Source organism: Gordonia sp. 'Campus' (assembly GCF_022206305.1).
GTDB lineage: Bacteria > Actinomycetota > Actinomycetes > Mycobacteriales > Mycobacteriaceae > Gordonia.
This window is the reverse complement of sequence record NZ_JAKOIW010000017.1, coordinates 74,790-93,714: the sequence shown is the minus strand read 5'-3', so window position 1 is coordinate 93,714 and position 18,925 is coordinate 74,790. Positions and strand designations below refer to the sequence as shown.

Below are 18,925 nucleotides of genomic sequence, written 5' to 3'. Positions count from 1 at the left end.
GCGCGCCTGCCCTCGAGAACTCATGCGCGTCCGAGCATTCGCTGCCACATGCCCGGGAAGTCGGGAAGGGTCTTGCTCGTCGTCTCGATGTCGTCGACCTCCACCCCCGGAGTGACCAGGCCGATGATCGCGCCGGCCGTGGCCATGCGGTGGTCGGCGTACGACTCCCAGGTGCCGCCGTGCAGGCTCGAGTCCGTGGTGCCTGCCGTGCCGGTGATGCGCAGGCCGTCGTCGGTCTCGGCGCACGAGCCGCCGAGGCGGGTGATCTCTGTGGTGAGGGCGGCGAGGCGATCGGTCTCGTGGCCGCGCAGATGGGCGATGCCGGACAGTTCGCTGATGCCGTCGGCCAGCGCGCACAGCGCGGCGATCGTCGGCGTGAGTTCGCCGATGTCCCGCAGGTCGAGGTCGACGGCGTGGAGGACTCGCGGCCCGCGCACCGAGAGCGTGCCGTCGAGATGCTCGACGGTGCAGCCCATCTCGGCGAGGACGTCGGCGATCCGCGCACCCGGCTGAGTGGTCACCGCGGGCCAGTGCGGGACGCGGACGACGCCGCCGGTGACGGCCGCGGCGGCGAGAAACGCGGCGGCATTCGACAAATCGGGTTCGACCGTCCAGTCGACGGCGCGAATCGGACCGGGCGCGACGCGCCACACATCCGCTTCAGAGGTGTCGACGGCGACGCCGGCCGTCGCCAGCATGTCCACGGTCATGTCGATGTGCGGGGTCGACGGCACCGGCGGACCGACATGCCGGACGACCAGGCCCTCGTCGAACCGGGCCGCCGACAACAGGAGTCCCGAGACGAACTGCGACGACCCCGACGCGTCGATGACGACCTCGCCACCCGGTACGCGACCGACGCCGTCCACGGTGAACGGCAACCGATCGCCGTCTATGGACACGCCGAGGCCTCGCAGTGCGTCGAGGATGGTGGTCTGCGGCCGTACGCGGGCGTGCGGGTCGCCGTCGAACCGCACCGGGCCGGAGGCGAGCGCCGCCACCGGCGGGAGGAACCGCATGACGGTGCCCGCCAGACCGCAGTCGACGTCGGCGCCGCGCAGGGGACCGGGGGCGAGCGAGACCGTGGTGTCGTCCGCCGGGTCGACCCGGATCTCGACGCCGAGCGCGTCGAGCGCGCCGAGCATGAGGTCGGTGTCCCGGCTGCGCAGAGTGCCCCGAACGGTCGACGGTCCGTCGGCGAGCGCCGCGAGGACCAGCGCACGATTGGTGATCGACTTCGAACCGGGCAGGACGACTGTCCCGTCGAGGTCGTGCGTGCAGGTCGGTGCACTCCAGGAAGTCATGCGGACCAGTTTGTCATGCCCGGGGCGCGCCTCCGGTTGCCGACCGGGAGGGGGTGGCCGGCTAGCGGGTGTCGGCGCGCAACGGGTGGTCCGCCGGAATCTGCACGATGATCAGCGTGCGGCCGTCCGGGTCGGTGGCGTGCATCTCGATCAGGCCCCACGGCTCTTCGCGGGGTTCGCGGGCCACGGTGACGCCCCGCTCGCGGAATTCGCGCGCCACGGCGTCGGCGTCGCGGACCTGCAGCCACAGGACCGCGTTGCTCGTCGTGTCCGGCTCGTCGGCCTTCATGTGCGAGGAGATCTCGACGAGGCCGTTGCCGGCGAAGAACACCACGCCACCCGGGTACTCCCGGTAGACGGGCAGGCCGAGGCTGTCGCGATAGAACGACTGCAAACGTTCGGGGTCGGCCGAGAGCAACAGCACCCGGCTGGACAGGACCTCCATCTACTGTCCCTCGGTGGTGCCGTCGGAGCCACCGAGCGCGTGCCCGCGATTGTGGTCGCTGCCGTGTCCCGCCGCCTCGTACGCCGCGCGTTGCCGTGCGAGTCGCTCGGTCTCGCCGATCGGGGTCGAGTCGCCGAAGGCGAAGGCCGACCGGTGCGGCCACTCGTGCGGGAGGTCGGGGTCGACGATGCGACCGTCGTCGGGGGCTGGCTCGGGGTCACGTCCGGACATGTTCTCCACGATAGGCCGATCCGTTGCCGGGGGAAGGCTTCTACGGCGGGTCGTCGGAACCGCTGCGGACACGTGGTTCGGTGACGACCGATGCCCGATCGTGTGCTCGCCGCAAGGGAAACGCAAGCTGGGAGTCCTAGGGTCGGAGACCGTCGGGGGTATCTCACGAAACCACCGGAGGGGATCAGAATGACCAGCACCGAGCATCGCACCGAGCACCGTGACTTCGCCGAACCCGACGAGGTACGGACCTTCGGGAACGGGCAGACTGAACTAGTCACTGTCGGCCGGTCCGACATCGGCCGGCTGGTCCTGCAGCCCGGATGGCGGTGGTCGGTCGACGTCAAACCGATCGCCGGCACCGAGCTCTGCGAGGCACCGCATTTCCAGTATCACGTCGCCGGCACGCTGCATGTGGCCATGGCTGACGGAACCGAGTTCGAGGCCGGACCCGGACAGATCACCTCGCTGCCCTCGGGCCATGACGCGTGGGTCGTCGGCGACGAACCGGTGATTCTCGTCGACTTCTACGGCGCGAGCAACTATGCGAAAACGACCGGCTGAGCGGTCTTTCGGGGCTGCGCGTGGGCGACCGGGGCGTGGTCGGCCGAGGAACGTCCCCCGAACACGGTCGGAACGGTGACAAGGCCCCGCACAGGTCCGTGATGATGTAGCGGTGATCGCAACCACCTCCCGCCGCAGCGCGGGCATCCTGCTCTACCGGCGTGTTCCGGTGCCCGACGGCAGCGGCGTCGAAGTCCTCGTCGCGTTCCCGGGCGGGCCGATCTGGGCGCGCAAACCGGACGCCGGTTCGTGGTCGGTGCCGAAGGGGCTCGTCGATCCCGGCGAGTCCGACTGGGACGCTGCGCAGCGCGAGTACGCCGAGGAGATCGGCAGCCCGGTGCCCGACGGGACGCCGATCGATCTCGGCGAGGTCCGGCTGAAGAGCGGTAAGACGGTGGTCGGCTTCGCAGTGGAGGGAGATCTGGACACCACGACCGTCGTGAGCAACACCTTCGATCTCATGTGGCCGCCGCGGTCGGGCCGGATGCAGTCGTTCCCGGAGATCGATCGCGCCCGATGGTTCACCCCGGAGGTCGCGCGGGCCAAGCTCAACCCCGCTCAGGCGCCGTTCGTCGATCGGCTGCTCGATGCCCTCGACGTCCCGGCCGCGGGGTCGGGGTCGTCGAGCAGGTAGACGCGGGTGAGCTCACGCCATAACGGCAGGTGGGGATCGGTCAGCGGGTCGCGCCGGTCGATGAGATAGGTCGTGGCCGCGCCGCGCATGCTCGACAGCAGCAACGGATAGAGGTCGGCGTACCGCGGCGACGAGGTCAGCTCCATACCGAGGAAACCGGCGACGGCCCGGCGCACGGTCTGACCGATCTCGCGTTCGGTCGGGAGGAGTGCGGTCCGCAGGTTCGCGTTGGTGCGGGCCGCGACCCACAGCTCCATCGACGCCACGAAGTACGGCTGGTGGAACGTCGACCAGCCGACTTCGGTGGCCAGTGCGATCCGCTCGATCGGGTCGACGGGCCAGTCGACGCGGCTGGGCAACTCGGCGATCCGGGTGCGCGCGAGGTGGCCCACCGCCGCCATCAGGAGCACATCGCGGGACGGGTAGTGGTGCAGCAGACGACCGCGGCTGACACCGGCCTCGTTCTGGATCGCGACCGTGCTGGCGGCCGAATACCCGCGGTCGACGAGCACGCGGATCGCGGCGTCGAGGATTCGGGTCTGTGTCACCCCGCTGCGCTGCTGCCGCGGCGGACGGGCGGCACCGGGGGAGGTGGTCACGGGGGAGATCGTAGTGCGCGCACGATCCCGGTTCGTCCTCACACGTCGAGGATGTGCGGCAGACCGGCGCGGTAGCGATCCCGGTCGATCTGTTTGAGCGGCTCGAGCATCGGAAGTTCCCACAGCGGGAAGACCGTCGCGTCCGGGGCGGGGCTGTCCGCCGCCGCGATGATCGCGTTCGTCACCCGTCGGCCGGACTCGTTGGCGCCCTCCATCGTCGCGAGGTCGATGTTGCTCCGGACGTGGTCGCCACCGATGAACAGGTTGGGAATCGAGGTGTAGGCGTGCGGGCGGTTCTTGTACGACCCCGCGGTGTTGACCATCAGTGGCGTCGCGTTGGCGATCGAGGGCGACCAGGTGATCCCCGGGTCGAGCGACCACGTGACGATCTCCTCCGATCGCAGGAGCTTGCGACCTCCCGAGTTCATCGCGCGGCTCATCTGGGCCCACACCTCCCGGGCGATCTCCTGCTTGGTGCACTGTTTCGCGGGCTTGCCGTACAGGATCCCGGGTTTCTCCCACTCCGAGATGTCGATCGACAGACAGTCCTGGACGCGACCGTCGCCGTATTTGCGCGCGAAGTCGACGTTCCACGGCCGGGCCTGGAACAGTCCGGTCAACGCCCAGGGGGTTCCGAGCGCGGCGATGTGACTCGGCGGCATGTCGGCCCGGCGTGACAGGAAGTACTGGATGCCGACCATCCAGTCGTCCTTGAGTGCGTGGATTCCAGCCAGCGACGGGTCGGCATCGACGAGTTCGGGGGACAGCAGTGGCCGGAGCCGGTCGATGGGCATGGCGGCGACATACCAGTCGGAGTCCACCGACGCGCCCGTCGTGAGTCGAGCACCGCCGACACGTCCGCGGGCGAAATCCAGGTGAGCCAGGCCCGTCCCCATCTCGAAGCGCACACCGCGACCTCTCAGGTGCGCGACCCACGGGTCGATCCACGCATGGTTCGTGGGCCGGTTGAGGATTCGGTCGACGCCACCGTGGACCGGGCCGGCGTCGTAACCGCTGACGAGGCCGGTCGCCGACGTTGCCAGCGCGAGACCGATCTGGCCGATCGTTCGTGCCGAGGCGGTGTCGGGCTTCGCCGCCACGAGGGCCCGCGTGAGCGCACCGACGAGGTATCGCTGATACGCCCGGGACTTTCCCTTGGACTTGACGAACTGCATCCAGGACTGGTTCTCCCACTGGCCTATTCGTCGTTCGGTGCAGCTCGTCGCGATGATCAGTTCGCGGGTGACGAAGAATGTCAGCTCGGGCGGCGGAACGTCGACGACGAACTCCAGACCGGTCATCAACGCGTTGCGCAGGTTGTCGAGCGTGACGATCTCGGGGGCGTGCTCGACGAACCCCATGATCGACGCCGGGGCGGTGGTCGGGGCGTACCCGGCATCGTCGAACGCGATCACGGCGGATTCGACGTTGATGAGATGCCGGTCCCGGACGTTGCTGCCGCCGACGGGGATGCGTTCCATCGTGTCGGGCACATGCTGATAGCAGCCGGGGAAGAACCGGAAGCCGTGTTCGCCCGGCAGAGCCATTCGTCCGCCACGCGCCGTGCCCGGCACGTCGTGGCTGAAGGCCTTGCCGCCGAGTCGGGACGGTTCATAGACGGTCACCGCGAAGCCGCGCTCGATGAGTTCGTGTGCCGCCGACAGGCCCGCCATCCCGCCACCGAAGATCGCGACGTCGCGTCCTCGCCCGCCGCCTCGGCGGGGCACCGCCTGCGCGGACGGGACGGCAACTCCCGGCAACGCCACCGCGGTCCCGGCGAGCACGGCGGCGGCCGCGGACCCGCGCAGCACCGCGCGGCGCGGTAGCCCCTGGTGAAGAGTTGTGCGGGAAGTGTTCTCGACGTCTGTCATCAGTGTGACCCCCTGGTCGGTGACACCGCAGTCGGTGAGAACAGTCAGTGATGACTGATCTGGTGTGATGTCTACCACAGCGCCGAAACCGGTCGGACGGTTTCCGGAAATCGTCTCAGTCGTGTTCTCGTCGACGCCGAACTCCCGCGAAGATCCCGGGGGGTAGGTGTCACCTACGGATCACCCCGAGTTCAATCCTGGACAACCGGATCGTCACCCGCGTTGCATCAGGTGAGAGCAACTCGGGGCCTCCGTGCCTCGACGGAAGAACACGACGAAGGGGACGACACCTGTGTCTGACGAGGACGGCAGGGTGAGGGGCGCACCCACTGTCCGCACGGCGACGGGTGTCTCGCTGCGCGCGGCGACGAGGGCGTGGTTCCTGATCTCCCTGCAGACCTTCGGCGGGCCCGCGGGTCAGATCGCGGTGATGCAGCGGGCGCTCGTCGACGACCGGCGGTGGATCGGTCAGCGGCGATTCCTGCACGCCCTGAACTACTGCATGCTGCTGCCCGGTCCGGAGGCCCAGCAACTCGCCGTCTACGTCGGTTGGCTGCTGAACGGCACGGCGGGCGGCCTCATCGCCGGCATCCTGTTCGTCCTGCCCGGGGTCGTCGCGATGCTCGGGCTGTCGGCGATCTATGTGGCGTTCGGTGCGACGACGATCGTGGCGGCACTGTTCGCCGGTATCGGACCGGCCGTGCTCGCGATCGTCGCGCAGGCGGTCACCCGGGTCAGCAAGCGGGCACTCATCGGTCCGGTTCAGGTCGCGATCGCCGTCGCCGCATTCATCGCCCTCGCGGTGTTCGCCGTTCCCTTTCCGATCGTCATCGTCGCGGCCGGCGTCGTCGGCTGGTTGACCGGGCGCCATCAGGTCACCACCGGCGGCGAGTTATCCGACTCGGAGCCATCCGATGACGGGCCTGCCCCGGTCATCGCCGACGACGCCATCCACACGGCGTCGCCGAGTTGGCGGCGCGCCGGGATCGTGCTGCTCGTCGGCGGTCTCGCGTGGGTGGTCCCCATGGGAATCGTCGTGGCGACCACCGGGGCGGGCAGTGTGTTCACCCAGCAGGGCACCTTCTTCACCTGGACCGCACTGATCACCTTCGGCGGTGCCTACGCGGTGCTCGCCTACATCGCCCAGCAGGCGGTCGACGTCTACGGCTGGGTGTCGCCGGGCGAGATGGTGCGGGGGCTCGGGCTGGCCGAGACGACGCCCGGTCCGCTGATCATGGTCGTCCAGTTCGTCGCGTTCCTGGGCGCCTACCGCGACCCCGGCGGCATCGACCCGTGGGTCGCGGCGACCATCGGCGCGCTATTGACCACCTGGGTCACCTTCGTGCCGAGTTTCGTGTTCATCGTCCTCGGGGCGCCGTTCATCGAAAAGCTCCGCAACAACCGGCATCTCACGTCCGCGCTCAACGGCGTCACCGCTGCGGTGGTGGGCGTGATCGCGAACCTCGCGCTGTATTTCGCCCTGCACACGCTCTTTCGCGACACCACGGTCGTCACCGCCGGACCACTGCACCTCGCGGTACCGCACCTCGATACGCTGCGCCCACTCGCGGTCGTGATCGCAGTGGTCGCAGTCGTCCTCGTCTACCCGCTCCAACAATCGGTGCTCCGCACCCTCGGCATCTGCGCGGCACTCGGGGTGCTCGCCGCCGCGGTCGGGTTGCCGCTGGCCTGAGCGGCAGGTCAGGGGGTGAGGAACGGTCGCATCCAGTCGCCCGACACCTCGCCGGTGATCGCGGCGGCAGTTCTGTCGTCGACGTCGACCATCGCGTAGTGTTCGGCGCCGGCCGCGGTCGCGACGGTCAGGGTGCTGATCCCGTTGCGGCGCTGAAAGATCGACGACCGGTCGGCCCAGCCGAGCACGCCGTCACGGTCGATGACGATGCGTTGGCGGGCGACGGTCGGCGGGGCGATGACCACCGAGCGTGCGGTGACCCGGTGTCCCAGATGCCGGGCACGCACCCCGCCGAGTGCGGTCGAGACGAGAACGGCCAGAACACCCACCGCCACCCACGGCGCGGGCACGGCGCCTGCGACAACCGCGACCACGAGGCCGGCGCACATGATCGCCCCGAACAGGAATCCGCGGGTGAGGCGACGGAGTGATGCCGTACGACCGTGTCGGACCAGCGGTGTGGTGAGCTCGGCCCGCTCGTGGGTCACGAGACCGGCGACGCGCATCGCCTCGTCGATCGGGGCGGGCGGGAGCAGCAGCGGGTGTTTGGTGCTGCCCGTCGCGATCGCGTGCAGGCGCGCACCTTTCAGCGGTCGCATCAGTACGGGCTCGGTGAGGTGGCTGCCGCGAATCCGCTGCTCGTCGAAGCTGATCGCGTTGGTGGTGAGGAGACCACGCTCGGTCCGAAGGGTTCCGTCGGCATGGCGGATGAGCCGGAAGTTCCAGTAGTTCAACACATAGGCGAGGACCGACAGAAGCGCGCCGACGACGGTGACGACGAGCGCCACGCCGGCGATCACGAGGCCGATGGCGGTCTGACGCACCGCGTCGAACGCGTCGCGTGCGATCCCGATCCCGTCGGAGAACACCCCGGCGTCGTTGGCTATCTGTGCGGCGAGGCCGGCGGCGCCCGCCGCCAGCGCGAGTCCGGCCACCGAGAACGGCGAGTACCGGAGCCACGACGTCTCGAACCGGGCCAGGACCTCGGTGTCGTGATCCGCCGATGCCGGGGGCTCGCCGTCCTGTGCGGTCGACATCGCGCCGTGGGGACGGGTGGCCATGAGGTTGTCATGCAGGGCGCGGGCCTCATCGATGGGCAGCGCGGTGAGCGTGACCGCCGACGATTCGTCGTCGCCGCCGGTGCCGATCTTGACCTTCTGCAATTTCAGCAACCGGTGGACCGGCGACGCCGTGAGATCGACGCTGCGGATGCGGTCCCGACGTGCGGTGGCGACGCGACGGGTGACGAGTCCGCTCCGGACCCGGACGTGGTCGTCGGTCACCTGATAGCGGGTCGTCAGCCAGGGGACGACGGTGACCAGGGGCACGATCACGGCCGTCGCGATCATGGTGAACAGCGGTGCTCCCTGCCCCGCGAAGACGAGGGCGATCAGGACCGGCACCAGCGACGGGAGGAGCTCGACCGGCTTGACCGCCATCATCCACGGCGACAACCGGTGCCATTCGTCGGCGGTGTCGATGTGCAGTCGGTCAGGTCGCGTCATCGGTGAAAGCCTGTGTGCGGATGGTCAGATCGGCCGCGGTCGTGCGCGCGACCTCGGCGTCGAGGCCGACGATGTGGATGGTCCCGGCCGACGACGCGGTGGTGACCGTCAGCTTCGCGAGCCTGAGGAACTGTTCGATGGGACCGGCTTCGGTGTCCACCACCTGAATCCGCGCGATGGGGATGATCACCCGGTGCCGGACGAACCATCCCGACTGCGAGTACACCGCGTCCTCGCTGACCTCCCACCGATGGAAGCGGTAGCGCCACAACGGCACCACGGTGGTGTACGCGACCGTGAGGGCGGCCGCGGCCAACCCCGCGGTGAGCGCGATCCATCGTGCTTCCTCGACGACCACGGCCACCACGACCGCGGCGATCAGTGTCGGGACCCCGAGGACCAGTGGTCCGATGCGCCACAGGGTCTTCGCGCGCGGGTCGACGCTGTTGGCGGGTTCGCGCAGGGTCGGGTGCACGTCGGGGCGCGTCGGCCGGGGCGAATCAGATGAAGGGTCCATTGCTGTTCAGTCTAGGGGTGGACGAACCCGGATCCCCGAGGTGCGAGCGAAGCGCGCCTCGGAGGGACGGGTGACTGATGCCGCCGGTCCTAGGTGACGGTGATGCCACCGTCGACGGGCAGGGTCTGTCCGGTGACGTATCCGGCGGCGGCCGACGACAACCAGATGGCGGTCGCCGCGAGTTCTTCGCCGTGTCCGGTGCGGCCGAGCAGGACTCGCGGCATCTGCGAGTCGAGGTATCCCGGCTGATAGGTGTCGGTCATCTCGCTCTCGAAAAAGCCCGGCGCGATGGCGTTGACGCGAATGCCCTTGCGTGCGCCCCACTGCTGGGCGAGGTCGCGGGTGAGACCGATGACGCCGGCCTTGCTCGCCGCGTATGCGGCCTGTGGCAGTCCCGCGGTGGTGATGCCGAGGATCGACGAGATGTTGATGATCGAGCTTCCCGGCTGCATGACCCGCCCGCAGGCCTGGGCCATCCAGTACGAGCCGTTCAGGTTGACGTCGATGACGCTCCGGAACTGTTCCGGGGTCTCGCGGGTGGCCGGGTAGGCGGTGCCGACTCCCGCGTTGTTGATGAGCACGTCGACCTTGCCGAAGGTCTCCATCGCGGCGTCGACGACACGCTGGCACTGTTCGGGCTCGACGACGTCGGCGGGCACCACGAGTGCTCTACGCCCCAGTGCCTCGACGGCCGCCGCGGTGTCGGCGAGCTTCTCGGCCCGGCGTGCGGCGAGCACCACGTCGGCGCCGGCTTCGGCGAAACCGCGCGCGAACGAGACGCCCAAACCGGACGACGCGCCGGTCACGATGACCACCTTGCCGGTGGTGTCGAACAGATCCATCACGGACATCGTTGTCTCCCTTGTCTACTCGCCGATGAGCCGACGGGGTGCGCCGGCTGCGGGGTGGAATCGGTCAGAACCAGGCCGGTTCGACGTCCAGTGTCGTGCTGTCCAGGGCCGTCAGCAGATCGAGCTGCGGGCCGGTCTTCGGCAGTTCGTATCGGAAAAAGTATTGCGCCGCAGCGCGTTTGCCGTCGTAGAAATCGCCTTCGCGGCCGTCGGCGGCGAGAAGCTGCTCCAGCCAGATCCACGCCAGGACGATGTGCCCGGTGGTCTCGAGGTAGATCGTGGCGTTGGCCAACGACAGTTTGGGGTCGCCTGCCGACCAGATGTGGGCGGTGACCTTCACCAGGCGGTCCACGGCGGATTGCAGGGTGTCGGCGTAGCCGGAGGCCGCGTCGACCCCGCGCGCACGTGTGATGGTGGCGCCGATGGTCTCCGCGAGCGCGGCGAGTCCGGCCCCGCCCTGCATGATGACCTTGCGGCCGAGCAGGTCGATGCCGTGGATGCCGTGTGCGCCTTCGTGGATCGGGTTCAGGCGGTTGTCGCGGTAGTACTGCTCGACGTCGAATTCGCGGGTGTAGCCATAGCCGCCGAGGACCTGGATGGCGAGGCTGTTGGCCTCGAGGCACCACTGCGACGGCCAGCTCTTGGCGATCGGGGTGAGTACCTCGAGCAGCAGGTTCAACCGGGCGCGCTCGTCGGCGTCTTCGGTGGTGGCCGCTTCGTCGACGAGGGTGCTGCAGTACAACCCGAACGCCAGTGCGCCCTCGACGTAGGACTTCTGGGCCAGCAGCATGCGGCGGACGTCGGCGTGTTCGATGATCGCAACCGGCTTGGTCGCCGGATCCTTCTGGTCCACCGGACGGCCCTGGGTGCGCACCTTGGCGTAGTCCAGTGACGCCCGGTAACCGGCATATCCCAGTGCGGTGGCGAGGAATCCGACGCCGATGCGGGCTTCGTTCATCATGTGGAACATGTAGGAGAGGCCGCGATGTTCTTCGCCGACCAGGAAGCCGACAGCGCCGGGAGCGGAGTCGGCGGGGAACGTGCCGTCGCCGAAGTTGAGCAGGGTGTTGGTGGTGGCGCGGTTGCCCATCTTGTGGTTGAGACCGACAAGCGCGACGTCGTTGCGGGTGCCGTCGGCCAGGTACTTGGGCACGATGAACAGCGAGATGCCCTTGACCCCGGGTCCGCCGCCGGGGATCTTCGCGAGGACGAGATGCACGATGTTCTCGGTGAGTTCGTGATCGCCCGCGGAGATCCACATCTTGGTTCCGGTGATGCGGTAGGTGCCGTCGCCTGCGGGTTCGGCCTTGGTGGTGATGTCGGCCAGCGACGACCCGGCCTGCGGTTCGGACAGGCACATGGTGCCCGAGAAGCGGCCTTCGACCAGGGGGCGGACCCAGGTGTCGAGTTGTTCGGGGGTGGCGTATTCGGCGAGCAGGTTGGCGTTGCCGACGGTGAGGAAGTTGTACGACGACATCGCGGCGTTGGCGGCCTGGAACCAGACGGCGGACGCCTGCCGGATGACGGTGGGCAGTTGCATGCCGCCGAGTTCTTCGTCGAAGGAGGCGGAGATGAGGCCTGCCTTGCGGTACTCGGTGAGTCCGGCCACCACCTCGTCGGGCAGGACGACCTTGCCGTCGTCACCGATGTACGGCTCGTTGGCGTCGCCGATCTTGTTGGCCGGTGCGAAGCACTTCATGGCGAGGTCGGCGCTGAGTTCGAGAACTGCGTCGAAGGTGTCGCGTGAGTGCGCGGAGAAACGGTCGCGCGAGGTCAGCGCCTCGACGTCGAGCCATTCGTACAGCAGGAACTCGAGGTCCTGCCGGGACATGGGTGTGGTCATCGCACTTCCTCGTCGATCGGGCCGGCGGACCGTCTGCTCTGTGACGTCCGCGTCGGGCTCCGTCCATCATGCCTCCGCCCGCCGACGCCGCGAGATCCGGCCCGAACGCGTGGGCGTGGCGGGATGACCGGGCGCTACACGTCGATGCCGAATTCCTTGATCTTGCGGTAGATCGTGGCGCGCGAGATGCCGAGCGCGTGAGCGGCGGCGAGCTTGTTGTGGCCGTTCTCCTCGAGACTGCGGACGATCGCGTCGCGTTCGAGTGCTTCGATGCGGGTCAGGGTGTGTCTGCTCTGCGCGCGATAGGTCGGGGGCAGTTGGCGGACCGTGATCGTCCCGGAGCGGTGGTGGGTGACCACATCGCGCAACGCCTGGCGTAGCTCGGCGACGTTGCCGGGCCACGTGTATTTGCTGAGCTGCCGCATCGCATCGGGGGCGACGGCGAGTTCCCGGCCGCGGGTCAGTTGCCGCAGGATCGTCGGTACCAGGACCTGCAGGTCCTCGATGCGGTGACGCAGCGGCGGGACCTCGATGGTGTGGGCGAAGAACGGCAGGAGGGTGGCTCCCAGCGCGGGCGGGATGTCGCCGGCGCCCAGGGTGATGCCCAGCCAGCCCGCATGTTCTCGACCCTGCAGGACGTCGGCCACGTCGAAGAGCATGTCGTCGTCGAACTCGTCGATGTCGCGCAGGATCACCGCGAAATCGTCGCGTTCGAGCTCGGCGGCGAAGCTGTCGATGGTGTCGGCGTCCTGGAAGTCCTCGGCCGAGAAGACGCGGATGGTGCCGCGGCGGTATTGGCCCGCGGCGGCCCGCAGGACCGCCGATCGCCCGCTACCGCGTTCACCGGAGACGGCGATCCAGCGTCCGGCTCCGACGTGCTGCGCGATGCGGTCGCAGCACTGTCGCCACGACGAACTGCGTCCGACGATGCCGGGCAGGGGGGTCGTCGGGGTCGTGCGCTGCCGCGGCGTCGGTGTCGGTGCCGAATCCATGAGGTGCACCTGGAACACCGCGATCCCGGCGTCGGGATCGGAGAACTCGACGACCGGTGCCAGGCGGAGGGTTCGTCCGCTGGGCAGGGTGTTGACCCGTCGGGCGGCGGAGACGTCGAGCGCCTGGTCGACGGCGTGCTCGAGCATCGACACCTGGTCCTGCGGGTCGATGCTCTGGCGCAGCCTCCGGTTCATCAGGACGACGTCGGCGGCGAGAGCGAGGACCATCATCTGCGGCGCCCGTCGGCATGTCGCGAGATAGGCCGCGAGAAGGCGGGATTCACGTTCACTCGCGTTGGCGAGCATCTGCTGTTCGATCTGCACGGTGGCTGATTTGGCCAGGGACAGAAGCAGGGATCCGCCCTCCTCGACCCATCCGGTGAGGTCGAGAGCTCCGACGATCCCGCCGGAGAACGGGTTTCGGATCGGTACCCCGGCGCAGCTGAGCTGGGCGAGGCATCCGGCGTAGTGCTCGGCGCCGGTCACGAGTGTCGCCTGCCGGGTCTCGAGTGCGGTCCCGATCCCGTTGGTGCCGGCGTGCTCTTCGCTGTAGCTGTAGCCGGGGGCGAGCGAGACGGCGTCGAGCGCGCCGAGCAGCTCCCCGCTGCCGGTGGCCCGGGAGAGCACCACGCCGTCAGGGGAGGTCAGGATGATGCTGACCGGTTCGGCCGACAGGTCGACGGCGAGCTGGTCGAGGACCGGCCGGGCCGCACTCATCAACGGGCTGTCGGTGTTGGGCTCGCGGACGAAGGGGAGTTCGAGCCGGTCCGCCTGCACCTTGAAGGAGCGGGAGCGTCTCCACGACGTCGAGATGGCGTCGCGGACCGTCTCCTCGATCCGGCCGTCGGGAACGGGGTCGTCACTGAGGAAGCGCTCGCGCGCCTGCGCGACGAAAATGGTCGAGTGCTGGGCCTGGGCTGCGGGCTGGTCATTCACCGGGGTAGACAACTCCCTACTGTGATGTACGTCTCACATCACCAGCAGTGTACAGAATCGGCGCTGGTCGCGGGCATGAAACGGGGTGCGCGCAGGGGCGGGCGACTGCGTTGCGGGGTACAGACACCTGCGCCGGGCGCCGACGTGTGCCGGTGGTGGGCCGGTCGCGATCCACGCCGAGAACGAATTCGATCGCGACCGGCCCCCGTCACCGTTGTGCGGTGACGTCCCCGCCGGGGTCGTGCGGCCGGCCGTACGTGTTGCCGGCCGGCGTGTTGATGGCCGAGCCGGGCTAATAGATGTTCGACGGCCGCACCATGCCCTCGGCGAGATCGCCGAAGCCGGGTGCCTCGATGGCGCCGGGGTGGGTGAGCACCTCCTCGACGACTGCCGTCTCCGTCGTGATCAGCAGCGCCGCAATGGATGCCGCGCTCTCCAGCGCGGCCTTGGTGACCTTCGCCGGATCGATCACCCCCTCGTCGAACATGTCGCCGTAGTTGCCGGTCATCGCGTTGAATCCGTGGCCGAGGGGCAAACCGCTGACGACCCTGACCACCTCGTCGCCGTCGAACCCGGCGTTGGTGGCGATCCAGAACAGCGGCTCGGCCATCGATCGGCGTACGACATCGATGCCGACCCCCTCGTCACCGGACACTTCGTCGAACGCCTCGAGCGCCCGATGTGCCTGTGCGAGCGCGGTTCCACCTCCGGAGACGATGCCGTCCTCGACGGCCGCCCGGGTGGCGGCGAGGGCGTCCTCGACGCGGAGCATCCGTTCCTTGAGCTCCACGCTGGTCACCCCGCCGACGCGAATGACCGCGACGCGACCGGTCAGGCGGGCGATGCGCAGTTCGAGACTGTCGCGATCGGCGTCGATCCGGGCGCGGGCGTGCTGCGCCTCCAGCTGGGCGACTCGCGCATCCACGAGGTCCTGATCGCCGCGTGCACCCACGATGGTGGTCGCGTTCTCGGTGACGGTGACGCGGTCACACTTCCCGAGGTGGTCGACCGAGACCTCGGACAGTTCGAGGCCGGTGTCCTTGGCGATGACGGTGCCGCCCAGGGCGACGGCGAGGTCTTCCAGTTCGGCCACCCTCCGGTGCCCGAAACCCGGTGCACGCACCACGACCGACTGCATCGTCTTGTGCATGTTGCCGCCGACGAGGAGCTGCAGTGCGGGACCGTCGACGTCCTCGGCGAGGACCAGCAGCGGCCGGTCGGCGCGCTTGGCCGCCTCGATGCTGGGCATGATCTCCTGGACCGTGGTGATCTTCTTGTTCGTGAGCAGGACCACCGGGTTCTCGAGAACCGCTTCCATGCGTTCGTGATTGGTGACCATGTAGCCCGAGATGTACCCGTGGTCGAACTCGATGCCGTCGACGACGTCGACACCGAGTCCGAGGGTGTCGCTCTCCTCGGTGGTGATGACGCCGTTGCGGCCGACGTATTCGACGGCCGCGGCGATCGCCGATCCGATGACCTCGTCGTCGCTGGCCGCCAGGGTGGCGATGCGTTCGAGGTCGCTGCGGCCGCCCAGGGCGACGGATTGCTCGGACAGCGATTCGATGACCGCGGTGATGGCGCGTTCGATGCCACGTCGCACGCGCATGGGGTTGGCGCCCTGCTCCACTGCGCGGAGTCCTTCGCGAACCATCGCCTGTGCCAGCACCGTCGCCGTGGTGGTCCCGTCGCCGACGACGCCGTTGGTCTTCATCGCAACTTCTTTGACGAGCTGAGCGCCCATGTTGGCGAACGGATCCCGTAACTGGATCTCGCGGGCGATCGTGACCCCGTCGTTGGTGATGGTCGGTGGGCCGGTGAGTTTCTCCAAGACCGCGTTGCGGCCTTTGGGTCCCAATGTCACCTTGACCGCGTCGGCGAGTGCGTTGACCCCTCGCTCGAGCCGCAGCCGCGCTTCGGCGTTGTAGCGCAACTCCTTGGCCATGGTCCTGCCTTTCGTTCGGTGTTCTCGGCTGTGTACTGCGTGAAATGTGTTGTGCTCGCTGCCCTTCGTGGCTCGCTCCGCTCGCACCTCAGGGAGCAGGGGCGCCGTCAGGGGACGAGGATCGCGCGCCCGCGAACCCGGCCGGCGTCGAGATCGTCGAGCGCCTGCTGGAAGTCGTCGAGGGCGTAGGTGCTGGTGTGCAGCGTGACCTTTCCGCGAGCGGCGAGGTCCATCAGTTCCCCGAGATCGTTGTAGGACCCGACGAGGTTGCCGATGTAGTTGATCTCCGTGGAGATGACGTCGATCGTCGGCACGTTGATGTTCTCGCCGTAACCCACGACGAAGAAGTTGCCTGCCCGGCGGAGCATCGCGGTGCCCTCTGCAGTGGCCCCGCCCTCGCCGACGAAGTCGAGCACCGCCTCGGCGCCGTGGCCGCCGGTCAGTTCGAGGACCTTCTCGACGTGCGAACCGTCCGCGACGATGCCGACGTCTGCGCCGATCTGCTCGGCTAGCGCCACTGCGTCGGGGTTGCGGTCGACGACGATCAACCGCAGCGCGGAGATGGCGGCGAGGACCTGAATCCCGATGTGGCCCAGTCCTCCTGCGCCGATCACCACGCAGGTGTCACCGGGCCGCGTCATGCGGGCGACCTTGGCGGCGGCGTGGTAAGCGGTCAGTCCCGCGTCGGCGAGCGCCGCCACATCGGCCGGTTCCAGCGAATCGTCGATCCGGACGACGCTGCGGGCAGTGGTCTTGAGGTACTCGGCATACCCGCCGTTGGTGTCGATGCCGGGGAACTGGCTGTTCTCGCAATGGACGTCGTCTCCGAATCGGCAGGCCCGGCACAGACCGCAGGTGATGAGCGGATGCAGGATCACCTTGTCGCCGACGGCGACATTCGTGACCGCGTCGCCGATCGCGTCGACCCAGCCGGCGTTCTCGTGGCCGATCGTGTAGGGCAGCGCCACACCGGATTTCTCCTCCCACTGGCCTTCGAGGATGTGCAGGTCCGTACGACACACGCCGGCGCCGCCGATCCTCACGATCACGTCGAGGGGACCGGTCACCGTCGGCGTGGGGACTTCGTTGAGCTGCAACTTGTCGTGGTAGCCCACGACCTGGACTGCACGCATGGCTTACTCCTGTTCCGTTCGGAGGTTGGTGATGACCGGCCCGCTCCGGCCGTCGCAGGCGGTGTCGTCGGCGTAACGGGTGGCGAGCAGGCCGCGGCAGAAGTGGCTGTTGCCCTCCATCGAGATCCGCACCGAGCGCGCGAAACGCAGACGCATCGGTACCTGCTCGGGCGGTAGCGGCCGACCCTCCTCGTCGACGACGACGAGGCTGTTGGGGCACACGCTCAGGCCCAGCTCCATCCGTCTGCGCAGCAGTGCCGACTTGCGGTGACCCCGGGGGAGGTCGCGGAGCGCGAGGCGGTCGACCTCGGACACGAGCACACGACCGGCGGTGATCTCGGCCGCGACGCAGCGCTCCATCGCGGCGGTGTGCGCCTTGCGCCGGAACGTCATTCGTAGCTCGTCGAGACTGTCGAGCGCCTCCACCCCGAACGTGCCCCGGTACCCCGCGTGGGCGTCCAGACCGGAATTGATCTTCTCGCTGTCGTGATGATCGTCGAGCAGCACCCGTACCTGACCGATCCCGTTGATGTCCTCGAGCGCGTCGAGGGCGTCCGAACCCATCAGGTAGGCGAAGTTCGGCGAGCAGAACGAGGTCGGCAGGCGCAGATGGACCGTCACCCCGGTGTCGTCGATCAGGATCGACCGGACGAAGGCGAGATCGGTGATCGGCTCGTCGAGTTCGGGGTCGAGGACCGTGTCCAGCGCGGCCAGGACGTCGTGCTCGAGTCGGGTCGCGGGTCCGACGCCGGGCGCCGGACGGTGGGCCAGTGCGGTCATGCGTTCACCGCATCCTTCGCGCCGGCTGCCACCTCGGCCTCCGGATCGGCTGCGCTGGTGGGCAATCGGAGCTCCTCGGGCACCTCGATGTGCGGGTACAGCGCAGCTGCGTTGAGGCCGAGGATCTTCTTCTTCTGCTCGACGGTGATCGGTGCGTATTCGGTCATGTCCTCCGGGATCTGGAAGTCGACGAACTTCTCGACCAGCCACTGCGGGGTCCACAGCGCGTAGTCGCTGGCGAACAGGATCTTGTCCTCGCCGATCCAGTAGAGGAGCTCGCCGATGATCTGGGCGAAATACCGCGGACGGGTGTGGATGAACGGGATGGCCACGGCCAGGCCGCCGAACACATTCGACTCCTGGGTCGCGATCCAGCAGAAGTCCTCGAGACGCGGGAGGCCGACGTGCTCGACGACGAAGTTCAGGTCCAGATAGTCGGTGGCCACCTTGTCGACGTCGGCGACGTCGAAGGCGTCCCGGTCCAGCGGCCGGATGGTGGGGCCCTTGTGGATGTGGACGTTCTTGATGCCGAGCTTGATGCACTCCTCGAGGTAGCGGCGCGACCAGGCGTCGTCGAGTTTGTAACCGCGTGAGTCGCCGAACCATTCGGCGGTGTAGAGCTTGACTCCCTTGAGGTTCATCACCTCGGCGTCACGGCGCAGCTGCTCGAGACCCGCCTCGCCGTGGCGGGGATCGTAGGCGTGGTTGTAGGTCAGCAGACCGGGATTGTCCTCGCACAGCTTGAGCGAGTCGTCGACCTGCGCGAAGCCGTTGACGTAGAAGTCGCTCAACATGGTGGCCTGGAAGATCGCGTGGTCGGCGGGTCCCTCCTCGAAGAGGTCACGCATCAACCGGTCCGGGCCGTAGTAGGTGTAGGTGTCGTAGTCCCACACCTTGTCCTCGGGGCTGAGGTTGCGGTGATAGTCGTAGAAGCAATCGATGAACTGCTTGCCGTGGATGTTCTTCTGGTTGGATTCGCGTCCATCCCAGAGGTGGACGTGGGCGTCGACGATGAAGTACTTGTCGCCGTTCTTCTCGTACATCGGATGCTCCTGACGATCGTGGGCTGTGGTCTCGGCGGA

The 18,925-nt window shown here is 68.3% G+C and carries 17 protein-coding genes; 3 read left to right on the top strand and 14 right to left on the bottom strand.

The genetic code is table 11. The features are described from left to right. Positions 1 to 20 precede the first annotated feature (20 nt). The 3 genes from aroA to MAY35_RS17540 all read right to left on the bottom strand — a co-directional run bounded on the left by aroA (position 21) and on the right by MAY35_RS17540 (position 1,980). A complete protein-coding gene (aroA, locus tag MAY35_RS17550) occupies positions 21 to 1,304 on the bottom strand; it encodes a 3-phosphoshikimate 1-carboxyvinyltransferase (protein ID WP_238422578.1) in 1,284 nt (427 codons plus the stop codon). A gap of 61 nt (positions 1,305 to 1,365) precedes the next feature. Continuing rightward, positions 1,366 to 1,749: a VOC family protein gene (locus MAY35_RS17545; protein WP_238422577.1), complete on the bottom strand. Its 384-nt coding sequence runs from the start codon at positions 1,747 to 1,749 to the stop codon at positions 1,366 to 1,368. Next, positions 1,750 to 1,980: a hypothetical protein gene (locus tag MAY35_RS17540; RefSeq protein ID WP_238422576.1), complete on the bottom strand. Its 231-nt coding sequence runs from the start codon at positions 1,978 to 1,980 to the stop codon at positions 1,750 to 1,752. Positions 1,981 to 2,169: 189 nt separating this feature from the next. Between MAY35_RS17540 and MAY35_RS17535 the strand changes: the two genes are divergently transcribed. Beyond that, positions 2,170 to 2,544 carry a cupin domain-containing protein gene (locus MAY35_RS17535; RefSeq protein WP_238422575.1) on the top strand — a complete coding sequence of 125 codons (375 nt, stop codon included), beginning with the start codon at positions 2,170 to 2,172 and terminating at the stop codon, positions 2,542 to 2,544. Positions 2,545 to 2,656: 112 nt separating this feature from the next. Next, positions 2,657 to 3,178 (top strand): NUDIX domain-containing protein, encoded by a 522-nt coding sequence (locus MAY35_RS17530; protein ID WP_238422574.1) that lies wholly within the window; start codon positions 2,657 to 2,659, stop codon positions 3,176 to 3,178. Here MAY35_RS17530 and MAY35_RS17525 read toward each other — a convergent pair. Both MAY35_RS17525 and MAY35_RS17520 read right to left on the bottom strand, forming a co-directional pair. Then, positions 3,103 to 3,777 (bottom strand): TetR/AcrR family transcriptional regulator, encoded by a 675-nt coding sequence (locus MAY35_RS17525; RefSeq protein ID WP_238422573.1) that lies wholly within the window; start codon positions 3,775 to 3,777, stop codon positions 3,103 to 3,105. The genes MAY35_RS17530 and MAY35_RS17525 overlap by 76 nt on opposite strands. Positions 3,778 to 3,815: 38 nt before the next feature. Continuing rightward, on the bottom strand, positions 3,816 to 5,648 hold the full coding sequence (locus MAY35_RS17520) for an FAD-dependent oxidoreductase (protein ID WP_238422572.1): 1,833 nt from the start codon (positions 5,646 to 5,648) through the stop codon (positions 3,816 to 3,818). A 313-nt stretch (positions 5,649 to 5,961) separates the two neighbouring features. Between MAY35_RS17520 and chrA the strand changes: the two genes are divergently transcribed. Next, positions 5,962 to 7,341, top strand: coding sequence for a chromate efflux transporter (gene chrA, locus MAY35_RS17515; RefSeq protein ID WP_238422571.1), 1,380 nt, complete (start codon positions 5,962 to 5,964; stop codon positions 7,339 to 7,341). An 8-nt stretch (positions 7,342 to 7,349) separates the two neighbouring features. On the opposite strand, the gene MAY35_RS17510 is transcribed toward chrA, so the two are convergent. From MAY35_RS17510 to MAY35_RS17470, 9 genes are all read right to left on the bottom strand, one after another. Further along, positions 7,350 to 8,846 carry a PH domain-containing protein gene (locus MAY35_RS17510; RefSeq protein ID WP_238422570.1) on the bottom strand — a complete coding sequence of 499 codons (1,497 nt, stop codon included), beginning with the start codon at positions 8,844 to 8,846 and terminating at the stop codon, positions 7,350 to 7,352. Next, positions 8,833 to 9,363 (bottom strand): PH domain-containing protein, encoded by a 531-nt coding sequence (locus MAY35_RS17505; protein WP_238422569.1) that lies wholly within the window; start codon positions 9,361 to 9,363, stop codon positions 8,833 to 8,835. The genes MAY35_RS17510 and MAY35_RS17505 overlap by 14 nt, the downstream gene beginning before the upstream one ends. Positions 9,364 to 9,452: 89 nt before the next feature. Beyond that, positions 9,453 to 10,214: an SDR family NAD(P)-dependent oxidoreductase gene (locus tag MAY35_RS17500; protein WP_238422568.1), complete on the bottom strand. Its 762-nt coding sequence runs from the start codon at positions 10,212 to 10,214 to the stop codon at positions 9,453 to 9,455. Positions 10,215 to 10,278: 64 nt separating this feature from the next. Next, entirely contained in the window at positions 10,279 to 12,057 is a 1,779-nt protein-coding gene (locus tag MAY35_RS17495; RefSeq protein ID WP_238422567.1) for an acyl-CoA dehydrogenase, read from the bottom strand. Between the two features lie 134 nt (positions 12,058 to 12,191). Then, the gene (locus MAY35_RS17490; RefSeq protein ID WP_238422566.1) at positions 12,192 to 13,985 is read right to left on the bottom strand and encodes a helix-turn-helix domain-containing protein; all 1,794 of its coding nucleotides are present in this window, start codon (positions 13,983 to 13,985) and stop codon (positions 12,192 to 12,194) included. A 292-nt stretch (positions 13,986 to 14,277) separates the two neighbouring features. Then, positions 14,278 to 15,930 carry a chaperonin GroEL gene (groL, locus tag MAY35_RS17485; RefSeq protein ID WP_238422565.1) on the bottom strand — a complete coding sequence of 551 codons (1,653 nt, stop codon included), beginning with the start codon at positions 15,928 to 15,930 and terminating at the stop codon, positions 14,278 to 14,280. 107 nt (positions 15,931 to 16,037) lie between these two features. Beyond that, positions 16,038 to 17,063, bottom strand: a complete 1,026-nt coding sequence (locus tag MAY35_RS17480; protein WP_238422564.1) for an NAD(P)-dependent alcohol dehydrogenase — start codon at positions 17,061 to 17,063, stop codon at positions 16,038 to 16,040. A gap of 3 nt (positions 17,064 to 17,066) precedes the next feature. Further along, positions 17,067 to 17,843, bottom strand: coding sequence for an iron-sulfur cluster assembly protein (locus tag MAY35_RS17475; protein WP_238422563.1), 777 nt, complete (start codon positions 17,841 to 17,843; stop codon positions 17,067 to 17,069). Then, the gene (locus MAY35_RS17470; protein WP_238422562.1) at positions 17,840 to 18,886 is read right to left on the bottom strand and encodes an amidohydrolase family protein; all 1,047 of its coding nucleotides are present in this window, start codon (positions 18,884 to 18,886) and stop codon (positions 17,840 to 17,842) included. The genes MAY35_RS17475 and MAY35_RS17470 overlap by 4 nt, the downstream gene beginning before the upstream one ends. Positions 18,887 to 18,925: the final 39 nt, after the last annotated feature.

Excerpts from the sequence above, each read along its gene's own strand:
- MAY35_RS17470 (WP_238422562.1), bottom strand. The coding sequence starts at position 18,886 with ATGTACGAGAAGAACGGCGACAAGTACTTCATCGTCGACGCCCACGTC.
- MAY35_RS17505 (WP_238422569.1), bottom strand. The coding sequence starts at position 9,363 with ATGGACCCTTCATCTGATTCGCCCCGGCCGACGCGCCCCGACGTGCAC.
- MAY35_RS17540 (WP_238422576.1), bottom strand. The coding sequence starts at position 1,980 with ATGTCCGGACGTGACCCCGAGCCAGCCCCCGACGACGGTCGCATCGTC.
- MAY35_RS17500 (WP_238422568.1), bottom strand. The coding sequence starts at position 10,214 with ATGTCCGTGATGGATCTGTTCGACACCACCGGCAAGGTGGTCATCGTG.
- MAY35_RS17475 (WP_238422563.1), bottom strand. The coding sequence starts at position 17,843 with ATGACCGCACTGGCCCACCGTCCGGCGCCCGGCGTCGGACCCGCGACC.
- MAY35_RS17510 (WP_238422570.1), bottom strand. The coding sequence starts at position 8,846 with ATGACGCGACCTGACCGACTGCACATCGACACCGCCGACGAATGGCAC.
- MAY35_RS17535 (WP_238422575.1), top strand. The coding sequence starts at position 2,170 with ATGACCAGCACCGAGCATCGCACCGAGCACCGTGACTTCGCCGAACCC.
- groL (WP_238422565.1), bottom strand. The coding sequence starts at position 15,930 with ATGGCCAAGGAGTTGCGCTACAACGCCGAAGCGCGGCTGCGGCTCGAG.
- MAY35_RS17495 (WP_238422567.1), bottom strand. The coding sequence starts at position 12,057 with ATGACCACACCCATGTCCCGGCAGGACCTCGAGTTCCTGCTGTACGAA.
- MAY35_RS17520 (WP_238422572.1), bottom strand. The coding sequence starts at position 5,648 with ATGACAGACGTCGAGAACACTTCCCGCACAACTCTTCACCAGGGGCTA.
- aroA (WP_238422578.1), bottom strand. The coding sequence starts at position 1,304 with ATGACTTCCTGGAGTGCACCGACCTGCACGCACGACCTCGACGGGACA.
- MAY35_RS17545 (WP_238422577.1), bottom strand. The coding sequence starts at position 1,749 with ATGGAGGTCCTGTCCAGCCGGGTGCTGTTGCTCTCGGCCGACCCCGAA.
- MAY35_RS17480 (WP_238422564.1), bottom strand. The coding sequence starts at position 17,063 with ATGCGTGCAGTCCAGGTCGTGGGCTACCACGACAAGTTGCAGCTCAAC.